Raw genomic sequence first — 20,418 nt, 5'->3', positions numbered from 1 at the left:
TCAAGGAGGCAGTCTAACGGCTGTGCACACTTGATGTGGAAATGGTATCAGCCATCTGATGAAGCATTGCCGCCAGGGGTCACTTCCCCTACGTGCTTTTCCAGCTGTCGCAGGCGTCGCGCGATGTCATCGAGCTGACGGATGCGTGCCGCGCTTTTGCGCCACTCGGCAGCCGGTTGCATGGCGGTACCGGACGAATAGGCACCCGGTTCGGTGATCGAATGGGTGACCATGGTCATGCCGGTCAGGAATACGTTGTCGCAGATATCGATATGCCCAACCAGGCCGACACCGCCAGCCAGCATGCAATGCTTGCCGATCTTGGTACTGCCGGAAATCCCCACGCACGCGGCCATGGCGGTGTGATCACCGACCTGGACGTTGTGGGCGATCTGAATCTGGTTATCCAGCTTCACACCGTTGCCGATGATGGTGTCAGCCAACGCGCCGCGGTCGATAGCGGTATTTACGCCAATCTCCACGTCGTCGCCGATCGACACACCACCGACCTGCGCAATTTTCTGCCAGATGCCTTTCTCGTTGGCAAAACCGAAACCTTCGCCACCCAGCACCGCACCGGACTGTATGACCACGCGCTTGCCGATGCGCACGTCGTGGTACAGCGTCACCCGCGGTGCCAGCCAGCCACCTTCACCGATCTCGCAACGAGCGCCGACGAAGCAATGCGCACCAAGGGTCACCCCGGCAGCGATGCGCGCCTTGCTCTCGATCACGACAAAAGGGCCAACACTCGCGGCCGGATCAACCACCGCATCCGCCGCAATCACCGCTGTCGGGTGAATACCGGCAGCCGACTTGGGCTTGGGATCGAACAGGTGGGAAACCCGCGCATAGGCGGCATAGGGGTCAGGCACGACCAGCGCGTCCCCGGCAAACCCTTCGGCGTCAGCGGCCTTCAGCAACACGGCTGCGGCCTGGCTGTCGGCCAGGTATTTACGGTATTGGGGGTTTGCCAGAAAGCTCAACTGAGCTGGGCCAGCCTCTTGCAAAGTGGCCAGCCCAGTAATGTTCTTTTCCGGGTCGCCACGAAGGGTGGCGCCGAGGAACTCGGCCAACTGGCCGAGCTTTTTAGTCACTGTCATGGATTACTTCAGCTGATTCATGCGCTCGATAACCTGGCGCGTGATGTCGTACTGAGGCTTGACATCAATCACTGCGCCACGCTCGAAGACCAGGTCAAAAGCACCTTTCTTGATGACTTCTTCCACAGCGCTGTCCAGTTTCGGCTTGAGCTGCTTCAGCATTTCACGGTCGGCAACGGCTTTGGCTTCGTTCAGTTCCTTGGACTGGAACTGGAAGTCGCGGGCCTTTTGCTTGAACTCCAGCTCAAGGCGCTCACGCTCGCCCTGGGCCATCTTGTCGCCACCGCTCACCAGACGATCCTGAATGCCTTTGGCACTGCTTTCCAGGCTCTTGAGCTTGGACAGCTGCGGGCCGAACTTCTTCTCGGCATCCACGGCGTATTTCTTCGCCGCGTCAGACTCCAGCAGGGCCATCTGGTAGTTCAGTACCGCGATTTTCATCTCGGCAAATGCCGGGGTTGCTACCAGGACAGTTGCCAGGAGAACCAATTGAGTCAACTTACGCACGATGCACTCCTACAAAATCCATTGTCGTTATCTTGGGTCAGACTCTTAGAACGTCTGACCGAGGGAGAATTGGAACACTTGAGTCTCAGCGTCGTCAGGCTTCTTCACCGGCATGGCCAGAGCAAAGCTCAACGGACCCAATGCGGTAACCCAAGTCACGCCGACACCTACGGAACTGGCCAGGTTGCTCAGACTGACGTCGTTGCACTGGGTGTTGGACTTCGTGCCATTGGTGTTGATGGTCTGCTCGCACTTGGAGTCGAATACGTTACCTACGTCCCAGAACACGGATGTACGCAACGAACGCTGGTCCTTGACGAATGGCATCGGGAACAACAGCTCCGCACCACCCTGGATCAGGACGTTACCACCAAACGGCAATGGATCCTGGTCCGGATCGAGAACTGTCCCTACGTTGCCCGTATCCTTGACACCCCGACTCGGCGTACTGCGAGGACCCAGGCTGCTGTCCTTGAAGCCACGGACCGAGTTGAAGCCACCAGCATAGTAGTTTTCGTAGAATGGCAAGCCGTCCGTCGAACCGTAACCGTCACCGTAACCCAGTTCGGTATGGAAACGCATGGTGTAGGTGTCAGTCAGCGGCTGGAACAACTGGCCACGGTAATCGAGCTTGAAGAACGACAGGTCGCTACCCGGCGTGGTCGCTTCCACGGTCACGCTCTGAGAGTGACCACGGGTTGCCAATACGCCTTTGTTCAGTGTCGATTCGGACCAGCCGGCCGACGCCTTGAAGTTCAGGTACTTGTCGCCTTCACGGTTCACGAAGTCGAAGATTTCGTCGACGGTGTACTGGCCGGTCTGGATCTCGTCCTGCTGCGCGGTCAGGCCAAAGGTCAGGCGCGACGTCTCGCTGATCGGATAACCAACGCTGACACCGGCACCCAGGCTGTCAACCGAATAGCTGGAAACGTCAGTATCGAGCTCATCGTAGTCGGTGGTGCGATAGAACGCGTTGTAGCCCAGGCTCACGCCATCGGCCGTCCAGTAGGGGTCCACATAACCGAAGTTATAGCGACTCTGGTATTCACTGCGGGTCAAGCCGATGCTGACCTTGTTACCCGTACCCAGGAAGTTGTTCTGCGTGATCGAGCCACCCAGGATCAGGCCGGCGCTCTGGGCAAAACCGACGCTGGCGGTAATGGAGCCGGACGCCTGCTCTTCAACGCTGTAGTTCACGTCAACCTGGTCATCGACACCCGGCACGGCCGGCGTCTCGACGTTGACTTCCTTGAAGAAGCCCAGGCGTTCCAGGCGGACCTTGGACTGGTCGATCAGGTAGGTCGAAGCCCAGCCACCTTCCATCTGACGCATTTCACGGCGCAGCACTTCGTCTTCCGACTTGGTGTTGCCACGGAAGTTGATGCGGTTCACGTAAGCGCGCTTGCCCGGATCGACCACAAAGGTGATATCGACCGTGTGATCGTCGTCATGGGGCTGAGGTACGCCGTTGACGTTGGCGAAGGTATAGCCCTCGTTACCCAGGCGGCGGGTGATCAGGTCGGAGGTGGTGGTCATCAGCTTGCGCGAGAACACCTGGCCTTTTTGCACCAGCAACAGCGCCTTGACCTGGTCTTCAGGGACTTTCAGGTCACCGCTGAGTTTCACGTCACGAACGTTGTACTTCTGGCCTTCGTTGACGTTGACGGTGATGTAGACGTGTTTTTTATCCGGGGTGATGGACACCTGGGTCGAGGCGATATCCATGTTGATATAGCCACGGTCCAGGTAGTAGGAACGCAGACGCTCCAGGTCACCCGACAGTTTTTCACGCGCGTACTTGTCGTCGTTCTTGAAGAACGACAACCAGTTGGTAGTCTTGAGTTCGAACAGGTCGATCAGGTCTTCGTCGGCAAATACCGTGTTACCCACCACGTTGATGTGCTGGATCGCGGCAACGGTGCCTTCGTTGATATTGACCTTGAGGCCAACGCGGTTGCGCGGCTGGGGAACGACTTCGGTATCGACGGTCGCCGAGTAGCGACCCTGGGCTACGTACTGACGCTGCAGTTCGTTACGCACCCCTTCAAGGGTCGCACGCTGGAAGATCTCGCCTTCAGCCAGGCCGGACTGCTTGAGGCCTTTCATCAAGTCTTCAGTGGAGATCGCCTTGTTGCCTTCGATCTCGATACTGGCAACCGACGGGCGCTCGACTACCGTGATGACCAGGACATTGCCATCACGACCCAGCTGGATATCCTGAAAGAAACCGGTTTTGAACAGCGCACGAGTAGATTCCACCAGGCGACGATCGTCCGCCTGGTCACCGACGTTCAACGGCAAGGCACCAAAGACGCTACCCGCGGATACCCGCTGGAGGCCATTGACGCGAATATCGGAGATAGTGAAGGACTCGGCGTGAACTTCGGCGATCATCAATACGGTGAAAACCGCAGTTAGCAGCAGACGTTTCATGAAGTCCTTTCTTATTCCAACTGGCAATAAACAAACTGCCGCAAAATGCGGCAGATTCGCAATTCAGCGAAGCGTTACAGTCGACCCAGATCGTTGACCAGAGCAAGCAACATCACCCCGATCACCAAACTGATACCGATCTGCATCCCCCAACCTTGCACCCGATCCGACAAGGGACGACCACGCGCCCACTCGATCAGATAAAACAACAAATGCCCCCCATCCAGTACAGGAATGGGCAACAAATTCAGAACCCCCAGGCTAATACTCAGATAAGCAAGGAAATTCAGGAAATCAGCAACACCCGACTGGGCAGAAGCGCCCGCCACTTTAGCAATGGTTATCGGTCCACTCAAGTTTTTTACCGAGAGCTCACCGAACAACATTTTCTTCAGCGAATCGAGGGTCAGCACACTCATGGTCCAGGTGCGTCGCGCACCTTCGCCAATGGCCGCGACAGGACCGAAGCTGACTTCACGAACCATCTCTGGTGGCCATTCGACAGCCTTCACCCCTGCGCCCAGGTAACCGCTAGCCGCTTTCGCATCACCACGCGCCGCCAAGGTGACAGGGACGTCGATTTGAGCACCGTCACGCTCGATGCGCAGCACAATCTTGGTACCAGGACGAACACGAACCTGGTCCACCACTTGTTGCCAGTCGCTCAACGCCTGGCCATCCAGCGCCAGCAGGCGGTCACCGCTTTTCAAGCCGGCGGCCTGCGCCGGCCCTTTGGGGTCGAGCTCAGCCAACACCGGCGGCAAGGCCGGACGCCACGGACGAATACCGAGCGAACGAATAGGATCAGGCTCATCGGTACCCTTGAGCCATTTATCAAGCACCAGCTCACGAGGCGAGTCGGCACTGGAGCCTTGCTCACGCACCAACAGATGAACGGTCCCGCTTTCACCCAGGCGCCGGATCAACTGCAAATTGACTTCCGCCCACCCTGACGTCGCCTCGCCGTCGATGGCCGTGATTTCCTGCCCCGGAACCAAGCCTGCCTTGGCGGCAATGCTGCCGGCCTCGACACCACCGATGACCGGACGCACCTGCTCGCTGCCCAGCATCGCCAGGCCCCAGAAGAACACGAAGGCCAACAGGAAGTTGGCGATAGGGCCCGCCGCAACGATTGCAACGCGCTGACGGACGGATTTGCGATTGAAGGACTGATCAAGCTGATCGGCCGGTACTTCGCCTTCACGCTCATCGAGCATTTTCACGTAGCCACCCAAGGGGATGGCGGCGATCACGAACTCGGTGCCGCGCCGATCATGCCAGCGCAGCAACGGCATGCCGAAGCCCACGGAGAAACGCAGCACCTTGACGCCACAGCGACGCGCGACCCAGAAATGGCCAAATTCGTGAAAGGTGACCAGCACGCCCAAGGCCACCAGGGTGCCGACAATCATATAGAGCGCGCTCATCTACTTTCTCCGCAATCCTATTCAGCGCCGCCGCAAGCAAACGCACGGCAACACTTATCGCCCGTGACGACTCAACCAACGCTCGGCCAGCAGCCGAGCCTTGGCGTCCGCCGTGAACACCGCGTCGAGATCATCGACCGGCACAACAGGCTCAAGGTTCAACACCTCTTCAATGATACTCGCGATCTCAAGGTAACGGACACGCCCGTCCAGAAAGGCCGCAACCGCCACTTCATTGGCGGCATTGAGCGTGGCCGGGGCGCTGTTTCCCGCCTCCGCTGCCTGACGCGCCAGACGCAAGCACGGGAAACGCGCTTCGTCGGGCGCCTGGAAATCCAGGCGCGCAATGGCAAACAGGTCAAGCGGCGCGACACCGGAGTCGATCCGCTCAGGCCATGCCAGTGCATTGGCGATGGGCGTGCGCATATCCGGATTGCCCAATTGCGCCAGCACCGAACCGTCAACGTAGTCGACCAGCGAATGAATCACGCTTTGCGGGTGGATCACCACCTCGACCTGCGACGGCCGGGCATCGAACAACCAGCAAGCCTCGATCAGCTCCAGACCCTTGTTCATCATGCTGGCCGAATCGACCGAAATCTTGCGCCCCATCGACCAGTTGGGATGAGCGCAGGCCTGCTCAGGCGTCACATGCGCCAATTCAGCCATGGAGGTTTGCCGGAACGGGCCGCCAGAAGCGGTCAGCAATATCCGCCGAACCCCGACAGCGCCGAGCCCGCGGGAAAAATCGGCAGGCATGCACTGAAAGATCGCGTTGTGCTCGCTATCGATGGGCAGCAGCACTGACCCACTCTTGTGCACGGCCTGCATGAACAGGGCGCCGGACATCACCAGCGCTTCCTTGTTGGCCAGCAGGATCTTCTTGCCCGCCTCGACCGCCGCCAGCGTCGGACGCAGGCCCGCCGCGCCGACAATGGCCGCCATCACCGCATCGACTTCGGCGTCGGAGGCCACCTGGCACAACCCCTCCTCCCCCACCAGCACGCGCGTCGACAGGCCAGCAGCCTTCAGCGCCTCCTGAAGGCCGCGAGCAGCCACGGGATCAGGGACAACGGCAAAGCGCGGCACATGACGAATGCACAACGCCAGCAGCTCATTCAGGCGAGAGAAGCCACTCAGGGCGAAAGCCTGATAACGCTCCGGATGACGGGCAATCACATCCAGGGTGCTCAGACCGATGGAGCCGGTCGCCCCCAGGACGGTAATCTGTTGTGGACGGCTCACGGTGCCGCCATCCACAGCAACACTGCAAACACGGGAATCGCCGCCGTCAGGCTGTCGATGCGGTCCAGGATCCCGCCATGGCCAGGCAGCAGGTTACTGCTGTCCTTGATCCCCGACTGGCGCTTGAACATGCTCTCGGTCAAATCACCCACCACCGAAATGAAGACAATGACGGCGGCACCGATCAAGCCCATGAGCATCTCACCGAGCGTCCAGTCGCGCACCAGCCCTACGACCAGCGTGATGACCAGACTCAACAGCAAACCACCGTACACGCCCTCCCAGCTTTTGCCCGGACTGACCTGTGGCGCAAGCTTGCGCTTGCCAAAAGCCCGGCCGGAGAAGTACGCGCCAATGTCAGCACCCCAGACCAGCACCATGACCGCCATGATCAGCCAGTTGCCCAACGGCTGCTGCTTGATCAGGATCAGCCCCTGCCAGGCTGGCAACAGGATCAACAGGCCGATCACCAGCTTGCAGGCCGCACTGGCCCAATGCTCGCTGGTCCTGGGATAGGTCAGCACCAGGAAAGTCGCTACCGCCCACCACAGCACGGCCGCTCCCAGCACCCAAGGCGCCAGGCCCGGCACCAGGTGCATGACAAACAGGATCGCCGCCACCACTGCCGCATAGGCCACACGGATCGGTTGCTCGGTGAAACCCGCCAGGCGCGCCCATTCCCAGGCACCGAGGGTCACGACCAGGCCGATGAACAGCGCAAAGCCGGAACCTTCAAGCAGGAAAAAACCGCACAAGGCGATGGGCAGCAGGATCAGTGCCGTGATGATTCGTTGTTTAAGCATTAAACCCGGGCTCCAGCTTCGACCTGCTCGCTCGTTTTACCGAAGCGACGCTGACGAGAGGCGAAATCGACCAGCGCATTGCGCATGGCTTCGTGTTTGAAGTCCGGCCAGAACAGGTCGGAGAAATACAACTCGGCGTAGGCCAGTTGCCACAACAGGAAGTTGCTGATGCGGTGCTCGCCGCCGGTACGAATGCACAAGTCCGGCAACGGCAGATCTCCCGTGGACAGACAGGTCTGCAGCAACTCGGGCGTGATGTCCTCGGGACGCAAGTGACCGGCCTGGACTTCCCGCGCCAGGCGCTGTGCGGCCTGGGCGATATCCCACTGCCCACCGTAGTTGGCCGCGATCTGCAGGACAAAGCGATTGGCACCCGCCGTCATCGCCTCGGCCTCGCGCATGGCAGCCTGAAGCTCCGGATGAAAGCGCGAACGATCACCGATGATGCGCAAGGCGATGTTGTTATCGTTGAGGCGCTTGGCCTCGCGACGCAACGCCTTGAAAAACAGATCCATCAAGGCGCTGACCTCATCGGCCGGGCGCTGCCAGTTTTCACTGGAGAAAGCGAACAGGGTCAGAACCTCGACACCCGACTCAGCGCACACCTCGATAACGGCACGCACCGCATCGACGCCCGCCTTATGCCCGGCAACGCCGGGCAAGAAACGTTTTTTTGCCCAGCGATTATTGCCATCCATGATGATCGCGACGTGACGCGGCACCGCGGACAGCACAGGCTGCTTGGTCTTTTCCATGAAAGCGCGACCCTTATACGGCCATCAAATCCGCTTCTTTTTGCTTGGTGGCCGCGTCGATATCAGCCTCAGCCTTATCGGTCAGCTTCTGGATGTCCGCAGCAGCACGACGCTCTTCGTCTTCGCTGATCTCCTTATCCTTGACCAGTTTCTTCAGATCACCCAGTGCGTCACGGCGAATATTACGCACGGCGACACGAGCATCTTCCGCTGCGCTACGCGCTTGCTTGGTGAAGCCCTTGCGGGTCTCCTCGGTCAGGGCTGGCATGGAGATCAGCAGCAACTCACCGAGGTTCGTTGGATTGAGGTTGAGACCAGCACTCTGGATTGCCTTGTCGACCGCTGCGAGCATGTTGCGCTCAAAAGCCACGACCTGCAGAGTACGAGAGTCCTTCACGGTGACGTTGGCCACGCCGCTCAAAGGAGTGTCCGAACCGTAGTAAGGCACCATCACGCTACCCAGGATGCTCGGGTGCGCCTTGCCGGTACGAATCTGGCCAAAAGCATGGGCCAGAGACTCCAGGGATTTCTGCATACGCTCTTGAGCGTCTTTCTTGATTTCGTTGATCATTGCTGGCCTTCCTCGATCAGGGTCCCTTCAGCGCCGCCATGTACGATGTTCAGCAGGGCGCCGGGCTTGTTCATGTTAAATACGCGCAGCGGCATCTTGTGGTCGCGGCACAGGCAAATTGCCGTCAGATCCATCACACCCAGCTTGCGATCCAGCACTTCATCGTAGGTCAGATGATCGAACTTCTCGGCATGCGGGTCCTTGAATGGGTCTGCGGTGTACACACCGTCAACCTTGGTCGCTTTCAGCACCACGTCGGCATCGATCTCGATCGCTCGCAGGCACGCTGCCGAGTCGGTCGTGAAGAACGGGTTGCCAGTACCGGCAGCGAAGATCACCACTTCCTTGGAGTTCAGGTGGCGCATGGCTTTGCGGCGATCATAGTGATCGGTTACGCCCACCATGGAAATAGCCGACATCACGATGGCCGAGATATTGGCACGTTCCAGCGCATCGCGCATGGCCAGGGCATTCATCACAGTGGCCAGCATGCCCATGTGGTCGCCGGTGACCCGATCCATGCCGGCCGCACTCAGTGCCGCGCCGCGGAACAGGTTGCCACCGCCGATGACCAGACCGACCTGAACGCCGATACCGACCAACTGGCCGACTTCCAGCGCCATGCGGTCCAGCACCTTGGGATCGATCCCGAACTCTTCGGAGCCCATCAGGGCCTCGCCGCTAAGCTTGAGTAGAATGCGTTTATAGCGAGCCTGATAACCACTGCCCTGCTGAGCCATTGCGAATCTCTCCTGCGGCGTATTTTAAAAAATTCTTTGCGGGCTGTTTGCAGCCTGCGTTCACTCTAGCTTGACGCTATCACAGCGCCATCGGAACACGGCTTTGTAAGCCAGTTCCGCCGAGAAGCCAAATAAATTGGCCTTTGCATCTGAAAAGAGGCTGCGCGCGTGAGCGGGCAGCCTCTTTCGGGCGACAGTTAAAAAACCGTCTTATTGCTTGGCGGCAGCCAGCTGAGCAGCAACTTCTTCTGCGAAGTTATCAACTGGCTTCTCGATGCCTTCGCCTACTTTGAAGTAGGTGAAAGAAACGATTTCAGCACCGGCTTTCTTGGCCAGCTCACCGACCTTGATTTCAGGGTTCTTGACGAACGCCTGCTCAACCAGGCTGGCTTCGGCCAGGAACTTGCTGATACGGCCTTTGACCATGTTTTCAACGATGTTTTCCGGCTTGCCGGCGATCTTGTCAGCGTTCAGCGTCAGGAACACGCCTTTCTCGCGCTCGACCGCTTCAGCGGAAACTTCCGATGGCAGCAGGAATTCAGGGTTGGTGGCCGCTACGTGCATAGCGATGTCCTTGGCCAGCTCAACGTCGCCGCCTTTCAGGACAACTGCAACACCGATCTTGTTGCCGTGCAGGTAACCACCGACAACGTCACCTTCAACGCGTGCCAGACGACGGATGTTGACGTTTTCGCCAACCTTGCCGACCAGTACCAGGCGATCAGCTTCTTGAGCTTCGATCAGAGGAGCAACGTCAGCCAGCTTGTCGGCGAACGCTTTTTCAACGCTTGCTGCAACAAATGCCTTGAAGTCGTCCTGCAGGGCCAGGAAGTCGGTCTGCGAGTTCACTTCCAGCAGAACGGCGGATTTACCGTCTTCCTTCAGAGCGATAGCACCTTCAGCAGCCACGTTGCCCGCTTTCTTGGCAGCCTTGATGGCGCCCGAAGCACGCATGTCATCAATGGCTTTTTCGATGTCGCCGCCAGCCTTGGTCAAGGCTTTCTTGCAGTCCATCATGCCTTCGCCGGTACGCTCGCGCAGTTCTTTGACCAACGCTGCAGTAATCTCTGCCATTTCAAAATTCCTCTTGGATAGGTTATCAACCATTCCACCCGATCGAACGGGCGTTCAATTCTTCCCGAACCACCCTAGTTAGCTGCCGCACGTTACAGATAGAGCAGTGGGCGCCGACAAATGGTTTTCGAGGTGGCAAAAAGGGGGCAAAGCCCCCTTTTTGCTTACTGAGTCAACGCCAAAGCGTCAATTACTCAGCTGCTGCTACCGGAGCTTCTTCAACGAACTGCTCGGTGCCGCCAGCAACGTGGTTGCGACCACGGATAACAGCGTCAGCCATCGAACCCATGTACAGCTGGATAGCGCGGATTGCGTCATCGTTGCCTGGGATGATGTAGTCAACGCCTTCCGGGCTGCTGTTGGTATCGACTACGCCGATAACCGGGATGCCCAGCTTGTTGGCTTCGGTGATCGCGATGCGCTCGTGATCAACGTCGATAACGAACAGTGCGTCAGGCAGACCGCCCATGTCCTTGATACCACCCAGGGAACGATCGAGCTTTTCCAGGTCACGGGAGCGCATCAGCGCTTCTTTCTTGGTCAGCTTGGCGAAAGTACCGTCTTCGGCTTGTACTTCAAGGTCACGCAGACGCTTGATGGAAGCACGGATGGTCTTGAAGTTGGTCAGCATGCCGCCCAACCAGCGGTGATCGACGTACGGCGAACCGCAACGTGCTGCTTCTTCAGCAACGATCTTGCCAGCGGAACGCTTGGTGCCGACGAACAGAATCTTGTTTTTGCCCTGGGCCAGACGCTCTACGAAAGTCAGAGCTTCGTTGAACATTGGCAGGGTTTTTTCAAGGTTGATGATGTGAATCTTGTTACGCGCGCCGAAAATGTACTTACCCATTTTCGGGTTCCAGTAACGGGTCTGGTGACCGAAGTGCACACCGGCCTTCAGCATATCGCGCATGTTGACTTGGGACATGATAGTTCCTTAATAAGTCGGGTTTGGCCTCCACGTATCCCAATGACCAACCAGCAGCTTCAGCTGAAGGCACCCAGGTCATCGTGTCGACACGTGTGTGGATTTAAGCCTTTCGGGGCATCCCCGGAAAGCGGCGCATTTTATACCACAGCAAGGCTGAAAACGGAACCCGGATTCTCAAAACCAGGTCAGCGCGGTTGTTCCAGCCCTTGGAATCCTCCAAGAATGCGCCATTCTATAAGGAGAAGCGATGCCGCAAGCGCAGATTTGCCCCGGGCGTCTGTTAGAATTGCCTTTTTCAGGGCCGCGAGCCATATCACGCCGAGCCCATTCCGAATTGAAAGCGCCACTGAGCGTAGAGAGAGCCTGTATGACCGTCACCCTCAAAACCCCAGAGGACATCGCAAAAATGCGCATTGCCGGCAAACTTGCCGCCGACGTGCTGGAAATGATTGCCGACTACGTCAAGCCGGGGATCACCACCGAAGAACTCGATCGCATCTGCCACGATTACATCGTCAATGAGCAGAAGGCCATCCCTGCCCCGCTCAACTACAAGGGCTTTCCGAAGTCGATCTGCACCTCGATCAACCACGTGGTCTGCCACGGTATCCCGAACGAGAAGGCCCTGAAGGACGGCGACACGCTGAACATCGACGTCACCGTGATCAAGGACGGCTACCACGGCGACACCAGCCGCATGTTCCACGTCGGCAACGTACCGGTCTGGGCTGAGCGACTGTCGAAAGTCACCCAGGAATGCATGTACAAGGCCATCGAACTGGTCAAACCGGGCTGCCGCCTGGGCGATATCGGCGAAGTGATCCAGAAGCATGCGGAAAAGAACGGTTTCTCCGTTGTCCGCGAGTTCTGCGGCCACGGTATCGGCAAGGTGTTCCACGAAGAGCCACAGATCCTGCACTACGGTCGTGCTGGCACCGGCATGGAACTGAAGGCCGGCATGACCTTCACCATCGAGCCGATGATCAACCAGGGCAAGGCCGACACCAAGGTACTGGGCGACGGCTGGACCGCGATCACCAAGGACCGCAAGCTTTCCGCCCAATGGGAGCACACTCTGCTCGTGACGGAAACCGGCTACGAAATCTTCACCCTGCGCGGCGATGACACCATCGCCCGCGTTTCAGCCTGACCTGCCGTCCTGAGCCTATATAGATAGAAAGGAAAGCCAATCGATGCCGCAGGTGGATCCAGAACTCTTCGACCGCGGCCAGTTCCAGGCTGAACTGGCCCTGAAGGCGAGCCCGATCGCAGCCTTCAAGAAGGCGATCCGCCAAGCGCGCGAGGTGCTCGACGGGCGCTTTCGCAGTGGCCGGGATATCCGCCGCCTGATCGAGGACCGCGCCTGGTTCGTCGACAACATCCTGCAAAAGGCCTGGGAGCAGTTCGACTGGAACGCTGACGCCGACATCGCGCTGGTCGCGGTCGGCGGCTACGGTCGCGGCGAGCTGCACCCCTACTCCGACATCGATTTGCTGATCCTGCTCGACAGCGCCGACCACGAAGTCTTCCGTGACTCCATCGAGCGTTTTCTGACGCTGCTATGGGACATCGGCCTGGAAGTCGGCCAGAGCGTTCGCTCGGTGGACGAATGCGCCGAAGAAGCCCGCGCCGACCTGACGGTTGTCACCAACCTGATGGAAAGCCGCACCATTGCCGGCCCCGAGCGCTTGCGCCAGCGGATGCTCGACGTCACCAGCACCGAACACATGTGGCCGGCCAAGGACTTCTTCCTGGCCAAGCGTGCCGAACAGAAGGCACGCCACCACAAATACAACGACACCGAATACAACCTGGAACCCAACGTCAAAGGCTCGCCTGGTGGCCTGCGAGATATCCAGACGATTCTGTGGGTAGCGCGCCGCCAGTACGGCACGCTGAACCTGCGCGCACTGGCGGGCGAAGGCTTCCTGGTGGAAAGCGAAAACGCCCTGCTGGCGTCCTCCCAGGAGTTCCTGTGGAAAGTCCGCTACGCCCTGCACATGCTCGCGGGCCGCGCCGAGGACCGTCTGCTGTTCGATCACCAGCGCTCGATCGCCGGCTTGCTGGGCTTTGCCGGGGACGACGCGAAGCACGCCATCGAAAACTTCATGCAGCAGTACTACCGGGTGGTGATGAGCATTGCCCAGCTCAGCGACCTGATCATCCAGCACTTCGAGGAAATCATCCTCGCCCCGGAAGACGAAGCGCCGCCGCAGCCGATCAACTCGCGCTTCCAACTGCACGACGGCTACATCGAAGCGATCAACAACAACGTGTTCAAGCGCACGCCGTTCGCCATGCTGGAAATCTTCGTGCTGATGGCCCAGCAGCCGGAAATAAAGGGCGTACGCGCCGACACCATCCGCCTGCTAAGGGAGCACCGTCACCTGATCGATGACGACTTCCGCCACGACATTCGCAACACCAGCCTGTTCATCGAACTGTTCAAGTGCAAGATCGGCATCCACCGAAACCTCAGGCGGATGAACCGTTACGGCATTCTTGGGCGCTACCTGCCGGAGTTCGGCTTCATCGTCGGACAGATGCAGCACGACCTGTTCCACATCTATACGGTCGACGCCCACACCCTGAACCTGATCAAGCACTTGCGTAAGCTGCAATACACTCAGGTGTCCGAAAAATTCCCGCTGGCCAGCAAGCTCATGGGCAAGCTGCCCAAACCTGAACTGATCTACCTCGCCGGGCTCTATCACGACATCGGCAAGGGGCGCCATGGCGACCATTCGGATATTGGCGCCGTTGACGCCGAAGCCTTCTGCCAGCGCCATCAATTGCCGACCTGGGACAGCCGGCTGATCGTCTGGCTGGTGCAAAACCACCTGGTCATGTCGACCACGGCCCAGCGCAAAGACCTGTCCGACCCGCAGGTGATCCATGACTTTGCGCAGATCGTCGGCGACGAGACCCGCCTCAACTACCTCTACGTGCTGACCGTCGCGGACATCAACGCCACCAACCCGACCTTGTGGAACTCCTGGCGCGCCAGCCTGCTGCGCCAACTCTACACCGAGACCAAGCGTGCCTTGCGTCGCGGCCTGGAGAACCCGGTGGACCGCGAAGAGCAGATTCGCCAGACCCAAAGCGCGGCCCTGGACATTCTGGTGCGCGGCGGCACCGACCCGGACGACGTCGAGCAACTCTGGTCGCAACTGGGCGATGACTATTTCCTGCGTCACACCGCCGGCGACGTGGCCTGGCACTCCGACGCGATCCTCCAGCAACCGGCCGATGGCGGCCCGCTGGTGCTGATCAAGGAAACCACCCAACGCGAGTTCGAGGGTGGCACGCAGATTTTCATCTATGCCCCCGACCAGCACGACTTCTTCGCCGTGACCGTGGCCGCGATGGACCAGCTCAACCTGAACATTCACGATGCCCGGGTCATCACCTCCAGCAGCCAGTTCACCCTCGACACCTACATTGTGCTCGACACCGACGGCGACTCGATTGGCGACAACCCTGCGCGGGTCAAACAGATCCGTGACGGCCTGACCGAAGCCCTGCGCAACCCGGACAACTACCCGACCATCATCCAGCGTCGGGTGCCACGCCAGCTGAAGCATTTTGCGTTCGCACCACAAGTGACGATCCACAACGATGCCCAGCGCCCGGTCACCGTGCTCGAACTCAGCGCACCGGACCGCCCTGGCCTGCTCGCGCGAATCGGACGAATCTTTCTCGAGTTCGACCTGTCGCTGCAGAACGCCAAGATTGCCACCCTCGGCGAACGGGTCGAAGACGTGTTCTTCATCACCGATGCCGACAACCACCCATTGTCCGACCCCCAGCTGTGCAGCCGCTTGCAGGATGCGATCGTCGAACAACTGAGCGTCAGCCCGCAACCTTCAATCGAACTGTCGCGCATCAGCATCTGACGCGCGGCATGATTTAACCGCTTTGAGTGAGACCTGCGCACCGATGAACAACGCTCTGAACCAACTCCAGCCCTACCCGTTCGAAAAACTGCGCGCCCTGCTCGGCGCGGTGACGCCCAACCCGGACAAGCGCCCTATCGCCTTGTCCATCGGCGAGCCGAAACACCGCTCGCCGAGCTTTGTCGCCGAGGCGCTGGCCAGCAACCTCGACCAGATGGCCGTCTACCCCACGACCCTGGGTGTTCCCGCCCTGCGCGAAGCCATTGCGGCCTGGTGCGAGCGTCGGTTCAACGTGCCCGCAGGCTGGATCGATCCCGCCCGCAATGTGCTGCCCGTCAACGGCACCCGTGAAGCGCTGTTCGCCTTCACCCAGACCGTGGTCAACCGGGGTGACGACGCGCTGGTGGTCAGCCCGAACCCGTTCTACCAGATCTATGAAGGCGCGGCGTTCCTCGCCGGCGCCAAGCCCCACTACCTGCCGTGCCTGGACGAAAACGGCTTCAACCCGGATTTCGATGCCGTCTCACCGGACATCTGGAAACGCTGCCAGATCCTGTTCCTGTGCTCGCCGGGCAACCCGACCGGTGCGCTGATTCCGCTCGACACCCTGAAAAAGCTGATCGCCCTGGCCGACGAGTACGACTTCGTGATCGCGGCGGACGAGTGCTACAGCGAACTCTACTTCGACGAGCAGACTCCCCCGCCGGGCCTGCTCAGTGCCTGTGCGGAACTGGGCCGCCAGGACTTCAAGCGCTGCGTGGTGTTCCATAGCCTGTCCAAGCGCTCCAACCTGCCGGGCCTGCGCTCGGGCTTCGTGGCCGGGGATGCCGAGATCCTCAAGGGTTTCCTGCTGTACCGCACCTACCATGGCTGCGCCATGCCGGTTCAGACCCAACTGGCCAGCGTTGCGGCATGGAATGACGAAGTCCATGTGCGCGCCAACCGTACGCTGTACCGCGAAAAGTTCGATGCGGTGCTGGAGATCCTCAGCCCGGTCATGGACGTGCAGCGTCCGGATGGCAGTTTCTACCTGTGGCCGAGCGTTGCGGGTGACGACGCGGCGTTCTGCCGCGACCTGTTCGTCGAAGAACACGTGACCGTCGTGCCTGGCTCTTATCTGTCCCGTGAAGTCGACGGCGTCAACCCGGGCGCCGGGCGTGTGCGCATGGCACTGGTTGCGCCGCTGGCCGAATGCGTCGAGGCGGCAGAGCGGATTCGCGCGTTCATCCAGCGTCGCACGTAAGTAGCACCTTGGCTGCGGGCACGCGTCCCACGCGTGCCTCACGTCACCGACCCCAGCCTGGCCTCACTGAGGTCCAGCACACATCAGGCAACAAGTTGCCGTCGAAGTGCCATATTAGACGCTTAGACTTGGGGCTGGCCCTTGCACAACGGTCGCACCTGACTGGGCAACCTGTCGCACAATCGCGCAATGCCGGATCCCGGTCGACGCCGAACCCGTCCGGTCATGGCATAATCCTTCACCTTCTTATCTCCAGCACCTCCAAAGGGGGCAATTCCTTGACCGCTTCAAGCAAAACGTTGCACCTTTTCGGCATCAAAGCCTGCGACACCATGAAAAAGGCGCGCACCTGGCTCGATGAACATGCTGTCAGCTTTGATTTTCATGATTACAAAACGGCCGGAATCGACCGTGAACACCTGACCCAGTGGTGCAACGAGCACGGCTGGCAGGTGGTGCTCAACCGTGCAGGCACGACCTTTCGCAAACTCGATGACGAATGCAAAGCCGATCTCGACCAGGCGAAAGCGATCGAATTGATGCTCGCACAACCGTCGATGATCAAGCGCCCGGTGCTCGATCTCGGTGACCGAACCCTGATTGGCTTCAAGCCAGATATTTACGCGGCAGCGCTCAAGTAAGCCCGCCCGTTCAATTTCGTAAGAGGTAATTGCATGTCCACTACCCTGTTCAGCCTGGCCTTTGGTGTCGGCACCCAGAATCGTCAAGGCGCGTGGCTGGAAGTGTTCTACGCCGCTCCCGTGCTCAAGCCATCGGCCGAAGTAGTTGCCGCCATTGCCCCGATCCTGGGCTACACCGAAGGCAATCAGGCCATCGCGTTCAGCACCGCTCAAGCCTCGCAACTGGCCGAAGCCCTCAAGGGCGTCGACGCGACCCAGGCCGCCCTGCTGACCCGCCTGGCCGAAAGCCACAAGCCGCTGGTCGCCACGCTACTGGCCGAAGACGCCCCGTTGAGCTCCACCCCCGAGGCCTACCTCAAGCTGCACCTGCTGTCCCATCGCCTGGTCAAGCCTCACGGCCTGAACCTGACGGGGATTTTCCCGCTGCTGCCGAACGTCGCCTGGACCAGCCAGGGCGCCATCGACCTGAGCGAACTGGCCGAGCATCAACTCGAAGCCCGTCTGCGGGGCGAGTTGCTGGAGGTGTTCTCGGTCGACAAGTTCCCGAAAATGACCGACTACGTGGTACCGGCCGGCGTGCGTATCGCTGACGCCGCCCGTATCCGCCTGGGCGCCTACGTGGGCGAAGGCACCACCGTGATGCACGAAGGCTTCGTCAACTTCAACGCCGGCACCGAAGGCCCGGGCATGATCGAAGGCCGCGTCTCCGCTGGCGTGTTCGTCGGCAAGGGTTCGGACCTGGGCGGCGGTTGCTCCACCATGGGCACCCTGTCGGGCGGCGGCAACATCGTGATCAAGGTGGGCGAAGGCTGCCTGATCGGCGCCAACGCCGGCATCGGTATCCCGTTGGGCGACCGCAACACCGTCGAGTCCGGCCTGTACGTGACCGCCGGCACCAAAGTGGCCCTGCTGGACGAGAACAACCAGCTGGTCAAAGTGGTCAAGGCGCGTGAACTGGCCGGCCAGAGCGACCTGTTGTTCCGCCGCAACTCCCAGACCGGTGCCGTGGAGTGCAAAACCCACAAATCGGCCATCGAACTGAACGAAGCGCTGCACGCTCACAACTAAGCAGAGCGTCAAACGATCACCCTGTAGGAGCGAGCGTGCTCGCGAAGAACATATGGACGACACGTGCTGCCTGATGCCGCGCGTTATCGTTAACGTCCATCGCGAGCACGCTCGCTCCTACAGGTCAGGCGTACACCCGCCCATGTCACCAGGGCCCGATAGCATGATGATTCCCTCACCCTGGCGTGCCGATTTCCCGGCCATCGCCGCCCTGCAACGGCAGGACCAGACCTATCTGGACAATGCCGCCACCACTCAGAAACCCCAGGCCCTGCTCGACGCGCTGGCGCATTACTACGCCAATGGCGCGGCCAATGTCCATCGTGCGCAACACCTGCCTGGCGCCCATGCCACGCAAGCGTTCGAAGGCAGCCGCAGCAAAGTGGCCCACTGGCTCAACGTCGGCCACTGCGGGCAAATCATCTTCACCCACGGCGCGACCTCCGCGCTGAATCTCCTGGCCTATGGCCTGGAACACCTTTTCCACCCGGGCGATGAAATTGTCATCAGCGCCCTGGAGCACCACGCCAACTTGCTGCCCTGGCAGCAACTGGCAAAACGCCGCGAGCTGACGCTGGTGGTCTTACCCCTGGACGCCGACGGCCTGATCGATCTCAATGCCGCCGCTGGCTTGATCGGCCCACGCACCCGGTTGCTGGCGGTCAGTCAACTGTCCAACGTCCTGGGTGCCTGGCAGCCATTGCCTCAGTTGCTGGCGCTGGCCAAGGCGCAAAACGCCTTGACCGTGGTCGACGGCGCACAGGGCGTGGTTCACGGTCGCCACGACGTGCAGGCGCTGGGTTGTGATTTCTACGTGTTCTCCAGCCACAAACTCTACGGGCCCGATGGCCTGGGCGTGGTCTTTGGCCGCAATGAGGCCCTGGAGCAACTGCGCCCCTGGCAGTTCGGCGGTGAGATGGTGCTGGATGCCAACTACCACGACGCCCGCTTTCGCCCGGCACCGCTGGGCTTTGAAGCCGGCACCCCGCCGATTGCCAGCGTGATCGGCTTGGGCGCGACCCTCGACTACCTGGCCGGGCTGGATCAGGACGCCGTGTCCGCCCATGAAGCGGCGCTGCATGACTACCTGCTCAAGGGTTTACAGGCGCGCAATGGCATTCGCCTGCTAGGCAAGCCGCAACTGGCCCTGGCCAGTTTTGTGGTGGAAGGGGTCCATAACTCGGATCTGGCACACCTGTTGACCGAACAGGGCATTGCCGTGCGTGCCGGTCACCACTGCGCCATGCCGCTGCTCAAAAGCTTTGAACTGGCCGGGGCAATCCGGGTTTCATTGGCGCTGTACAACGACTCTGAAGATCTGGAGCGTTTCTTCGAAGCCCTTGATCAAGCCCTGGAGCTGTTGCGATGAGCCTGCCAGCCGACGCGGTTACCGCGCTGCAAGCCTTTCAAGCCGCCGCCGGATGGGAGCAGCGTGCGCGCTTGCTGATGCAATGGGGCGATCGCCTGCCCGCCTTGAGCGACACCGACCGATCCGAGGCCAACCGCGTACACGGTTGCGAAAGCCAGGTCTGGCTGGTGGGGGCGCTGCACGATGGTCATTGGCAGTTCGCCGCCAACAGCGATGCACGTTTGATTCGCGGCCTGGTGGCGTTACTGCTGGCGCGGGTCAACGGCTTGTCCACGCAAGAGTTGCAGCAGGTGGATTTGCCGGACTGGTTCAATCAGTTGGGCCTCTCGCGGCAGCTCTCGTCGTCACGCAGCAATGGCTTGAATGCCGTGTTGCAGCGGATGCGCGAATTATCCGCCTAACCCTGTGAAGAGGGCGCTTGCTCCCGCTCGGTTGAACACCGATTACCTGACACACCTTGATGACAGTGTCGGGACGGCTACGCCGTCCAGCGCGAGCAAGCTCGCTCGCCACAGGGGATCTTCACCCGCTGTTGGGATCTCACCTGGCAAGCAACCTCTCATGACTCAGGCACACTACATCCAGGCATCCCCTATCCCCGTGGCGAGGGAG

General features: G+C 60.1%; 18 protein-coding genes. 7 read left to right on the top strand and 11 right to left on the bottom strand.

Annotated features, from left to right (window positions below):
• Positions 1-47: 47 nt before the first annotated feature.
• From lpxD to rpsB, 11 genes are all read right to left on the bottom strand, one after another.
• A complete protein-coding gene (gene lpxD, locus AC3WQN_RS20645; RefSeq protein WP_103401475.1) occupies positions 48-1,103 on the bottom strand; it encodes a UDP-3-O-(3-hydroxymyristoyl)glucosamine N-acyltransferase in 1,056 nt (351 codons plus the stop codon).
• 3 nt (positions 1,104-1,106) lie between these two features.
• Positions 1,107-1,610, bottom strand: a complete 504-nt coding sequence (locus AC3WQN_RS20640; protein ID WP_095146539.1) for an OmpH/Skp family outer membrane protein — start codon at positions 1,608-1,610, stop codon at positions 1,107-1,109.
• Between the two features lie 45 nt (positions 1,611-1,655).
• Positions 1,656-4,043 carry an outer membrane protein assembly factor BamA gene (gene bamA, locus AC3WQN_RS20635; RefSeq protein ID WP_103401476.1) on the bottom strand — a complete coding sequence of 796 codons (2,388 nt, stop codon included), beginning with the start codon at positions 4,041-4,043 and terminating at the stop codon, positions 1,656-1,658.
• Positions 4,044-4,117: 74 nt separating this feature from the next.
• Positions 4,118-5,470, bottom strand: a complete 1,353-nt coding sequence (rseP, locus tag AC3WQN_RS20630; protein ID WP_103401477.1) for a sigma E protease regulator RseP — start codon at positions 5,468-5,470, stop codon at positions 4,118-4,120.
• Positions 5,471-5,524: 54 nt separating this feature from the next.
• Positions 5,525-6,715, bottom strand: a complete 1,191-nt coding sequence (gene ispC / locus AC3WQN_RS20625) for a 1-deoxy-D-xylulose-5-phosphate reductoisomerase (protein ID WP_103401487.1) — start codon at positions 6,713-6,715, stop codon at positions 5,525-5,527.
• Complete coding sequence (locus AC3WQN_RS20620) at positions 6,712-7,518, bottom strand: phosphatidate cytidylyltransferase (protein WP_103401478.1); 807 nt, start codon at positions 7,516-7,518, stop codon at positions 6,712-6,714. The genes ispC and AC3WQN_RS20620 overlap by 4 nt, the downstream gene beginning before the upstream one ends.
• Positions 7,518-8,273 carry a polyprenyl diphosphate synthase gene (gene uppS / locus AC3WQN_RS20615; RefSeq protein ID WP_103401479.1) on the bottom strand — a complete coding sequence of 252 codons (756 nt, stop codon included), beginning with the start codon at positions 8,271-8,273 and terminating at the stop codon, positions 7,518-7,520. Before uppS ends, AC3WQN_RS20620 begins: the two co-directional genes overlap by 1 nt.
• A gap of 13 nt (positions 8,274-8,286) precedes the next feature.
• The gene (frr, locus tag AC3WQN_RS20610) at positions 8,287-8,844 is read right to left on the bottom strand and encodes a ribosome recycling factor (protein WP_095077479.1); all 558 of its coding nucleotides are present in this window, start codon (positions 8,842-8,844) and stop codon (positions 8,287-8,289) included.
• Positions 8,841-9,584: a UMP kinase gene (pyrH, locus tag AC3WQN_RS20605; protein WP_003189161.1), complete on the bottom strand. Its 744-nt coding sequence runs from the start codon at positions 9,582-9,584 to the stop codon at positions 8,841-8,843. Before pyrH ends, frr begins: the two co-directional genes overlap by 4 nt.
• Before the next feature lie 210 nt (positions 9,585-9,794).
• The gene (tsf, locus tag AC3WQN_RS20600; protein WP_103401480.1) at positions 9,795-10,658 is read right to left on the bottom strand and encodes a translation elongation factor Ts; all 864 of its coding nucleotides are present in this window, start codon (positions 10,656-10,658) and stop codon (positions 9,795-9,797) included.
• A 190-nt stretch (positions 10,659-10,848) separates the two neighbouring features.
• On the bottom strand, positions 10,849-11,586 hold the full coding sequence (rpsB, locus tag AC3WQN_RS20595; protein ID WP_003189158.1) for a 30S ribosomal protein S2: 738 nt from the start codon (positions 11,584-11,586) through the stop codon (positions 10,849-10,851).
• A gap of 370 nt (positions 11,587-11,956) precedes the next feature.
• Between rpsB and map the strand changes: the two genes are divergently transcribed.
• The 7 genes from map to AC3WQN_RS20560 all read left to right on the top strand — a co-directional run bounded on the left by map (position 11,957) and on the right by AC3WQN_RS20560 (position 20,207).
• Positions 11,957-12,739: a type I methionyl aminopeptidase gene (map, locus tag AC3WQN_RS20590; protein ID WP_095077482.1), complete on the top strand. Its 783-nt coding sequence runs from the start codon at positions 11,957-11,959 to the stop codon at positions 12,737-12,739.
• Between the two features lie 43 nt (positions 12,740-12,782).
• The gene (locus AC3WQN_RS20585) at positions 12,783-15,485 is read left to right on the top strand and encodes a [protein-PII] uridylyltransferase (RefSeq protein ID WP_103401481.1); all 2,703 of its coding nucleotides are present in this window, start codon (positions 12,783-12,785) and stop codon (positions 15,483-15,485) included.
• Between the two features lie 43 nt (positions 15,486-15,528).
• The gene (gene dapC / locus AC3WQN_RS20580; protein ID WP_103401482.1) at positions 15,529-16,728 is read left to right on the top strand and encodes a succinyldiaminopimelate transaminase; all 1,200 of its coding nucleotides are present in this window, start codon (positions 15,529-15,531) and stop codon (positions 16,726-16,728) included.
• Positions 16,729-17,060: 332 nt separating this feature from the next.
• Positions 17,061-17,369 carry an arsenate reductase gene (locus AC3WQN_RS20575; protein ID WP_371854642.1) on the top strand — a complete coding sequence of 103 codons (309 nt, stop codon included), beginning with the start codon at positions 17,061-17,063 and terminating at the stop codon, positions 17,367-17,369.
• A 33-nt stretch (positions 17,370-17,402) separates the two neighbouring features.
• Positions 17,403-18,437, top strand: a complete 1,035-nt coding sequence (dapD, locus tag AC3WQN_RS20570) for a 2,3,4,5-tetrahydropyridine-2,6-dicarboxylate N-succinyltransferase (protein WP_103401483.1) — start codon at positions 17,403-17,405, stop codon at positions 18,435-18,437.
• A 163-nt stretch (positions 18,438-18,600) separates the two neighbouring features.
• Positions 18,601-19,806 carry an aminotransferase class V-fold PLP-dependent enzyme gene (locus AC3WQN_RS20565; protein ID WP_103401484.1) on the top strand — a complete coding sequence of 402 codons (1,206 nt, stop codon included), beginning with the start codon at positions 18,601-18,603 and terminating at the stop codon, positions 19,804-19,806.
• Complete coding sequence (locus tag AC3WQN_RS20560) at positions 19,803-20,207, top strand: SufE family protein (protein ID WP_103401485.1); 405 nt, start codon at positions 19,803-19,805, stop codon at positions 20,205-20,207. Before AC3WQN_RS20565 ends, AC3WQN_RS20560 begins: the two co-directional genes overlap by 4 nt.
• Positions 20,208-20,418 lie beyond the last annotated feature (211 nt).

The organism is Pseudomonas sp. FW300-N1A1 (genome assembly GCF_058789115.1).
The sequence above is the reverse complement of the archived record's forward strand: the minus strand, read 5'-3'. Positions and strand labels throughout refer to the sequence as shown.

Coding starts and splice junctions, on each gene's coding strand:
- AC3WQN_RS20560 (WP_103401485.1), top strand. CDS start 19,803: ATGAGCCTGCCAGCCGACGCGGTTACCGCGCTGCAAGCCTTTCAAGCC.
- AC3WQN_RS20565 (WP_103401484.1), top strand. CDS start 18,601: ATGATGATTCCCTCACCCTGGCGTGCCGATTTCCCGGCCATCGCCGCC.
- map (WP_095077482.1), top strand. CDS start 11,957: ATGACCGTCACCCTCAAAACCCCAGAGGACATCGCAAAAATGCGCATT.
- AC3WQN_RS20575 (WP_371854642.1), top strand. CDS start 17,061: ATGAAAAAGGCGCGCACCTGGCTCGATGAACATGCTGTCAGCTTTGAT.
- dapC (WP_103401482.1), top strand. CDS start 15,529: ATGAACAACGCTCTGAACCAACTCCAGCCCTACCCGTTCGAAAAACTG.
- AC3WQN_RS20620 (WP_103401478.1), bottom strand. CDS start 7,518: ATGCTTAAACAACGAATCATCACGGCACTGATCCTGCTGCCCATCGCC.
- lpxD (WP_103401475.1), bottom strand. CDS start 1,103: ATGACAGTGACTAAAAAGCTCGGCCAGTTGGCCGAGTTCCTCGGCGCC.
- bamA (WP_103401476.1), bottom strand. CDS start 4,043: ATGAAACGTCTGCTGCTAACTGCGGTTTTCACCGTATTGATGATCGCC.
- AC3WQN_RS20585 (WP_103401481.1), top strand. CDS start 12,783: ATGCCGCAGGTGGATCCAGAACTCTTCGACCGCGGCCAGTTCCAGGCT.
- dapD (WP_103401483.1), top strand. CDS start 17,403: ATGTCCACTACCCTGTTCAGCCTGGCCTTTGGTGTCGGCACCCAGAAT.
- tsf (WP_103401480.1), bottom strand. CDS start 10,658: ATGGCAGAGATTACTGCAGCGTTGGTCAAAGAACTGCGCGAGCGTACC.
- rpsB (WP_003189158.1), bottom strand. CDS start 11,586: ATGTCCCAAGTCAACATGCGCGATATGCTGAAGGCCGGTGTGCACTTC.
- pyrH (WP_003189161.1), bottom strand. CDS start 9,584: ATGGCTCAGCAGGGCAGTGGTTATCAGGCTCGCTATAAACGCATTCTA.
- rseP (WP_103401477.1), bottom strand. CDS start 5,470: ATGAGCGCGCTCTATATGATTGTCGGCACCCTGGTGGCCTTGGGCGTG.
- uppS (WP_103401479.1), bottom strand. CDS start 8,273: ATGGAAAAGACCAAGCAGCCTGTGCTGTCCGCGGTGCCGCGTCACGTC.
- frr (WP_095077479.1), bottom strand. CDS start 8,844: ATGATCAACGAAATCAAGAAAGACGCTCAAGAGCGTATGCAGAAATCC.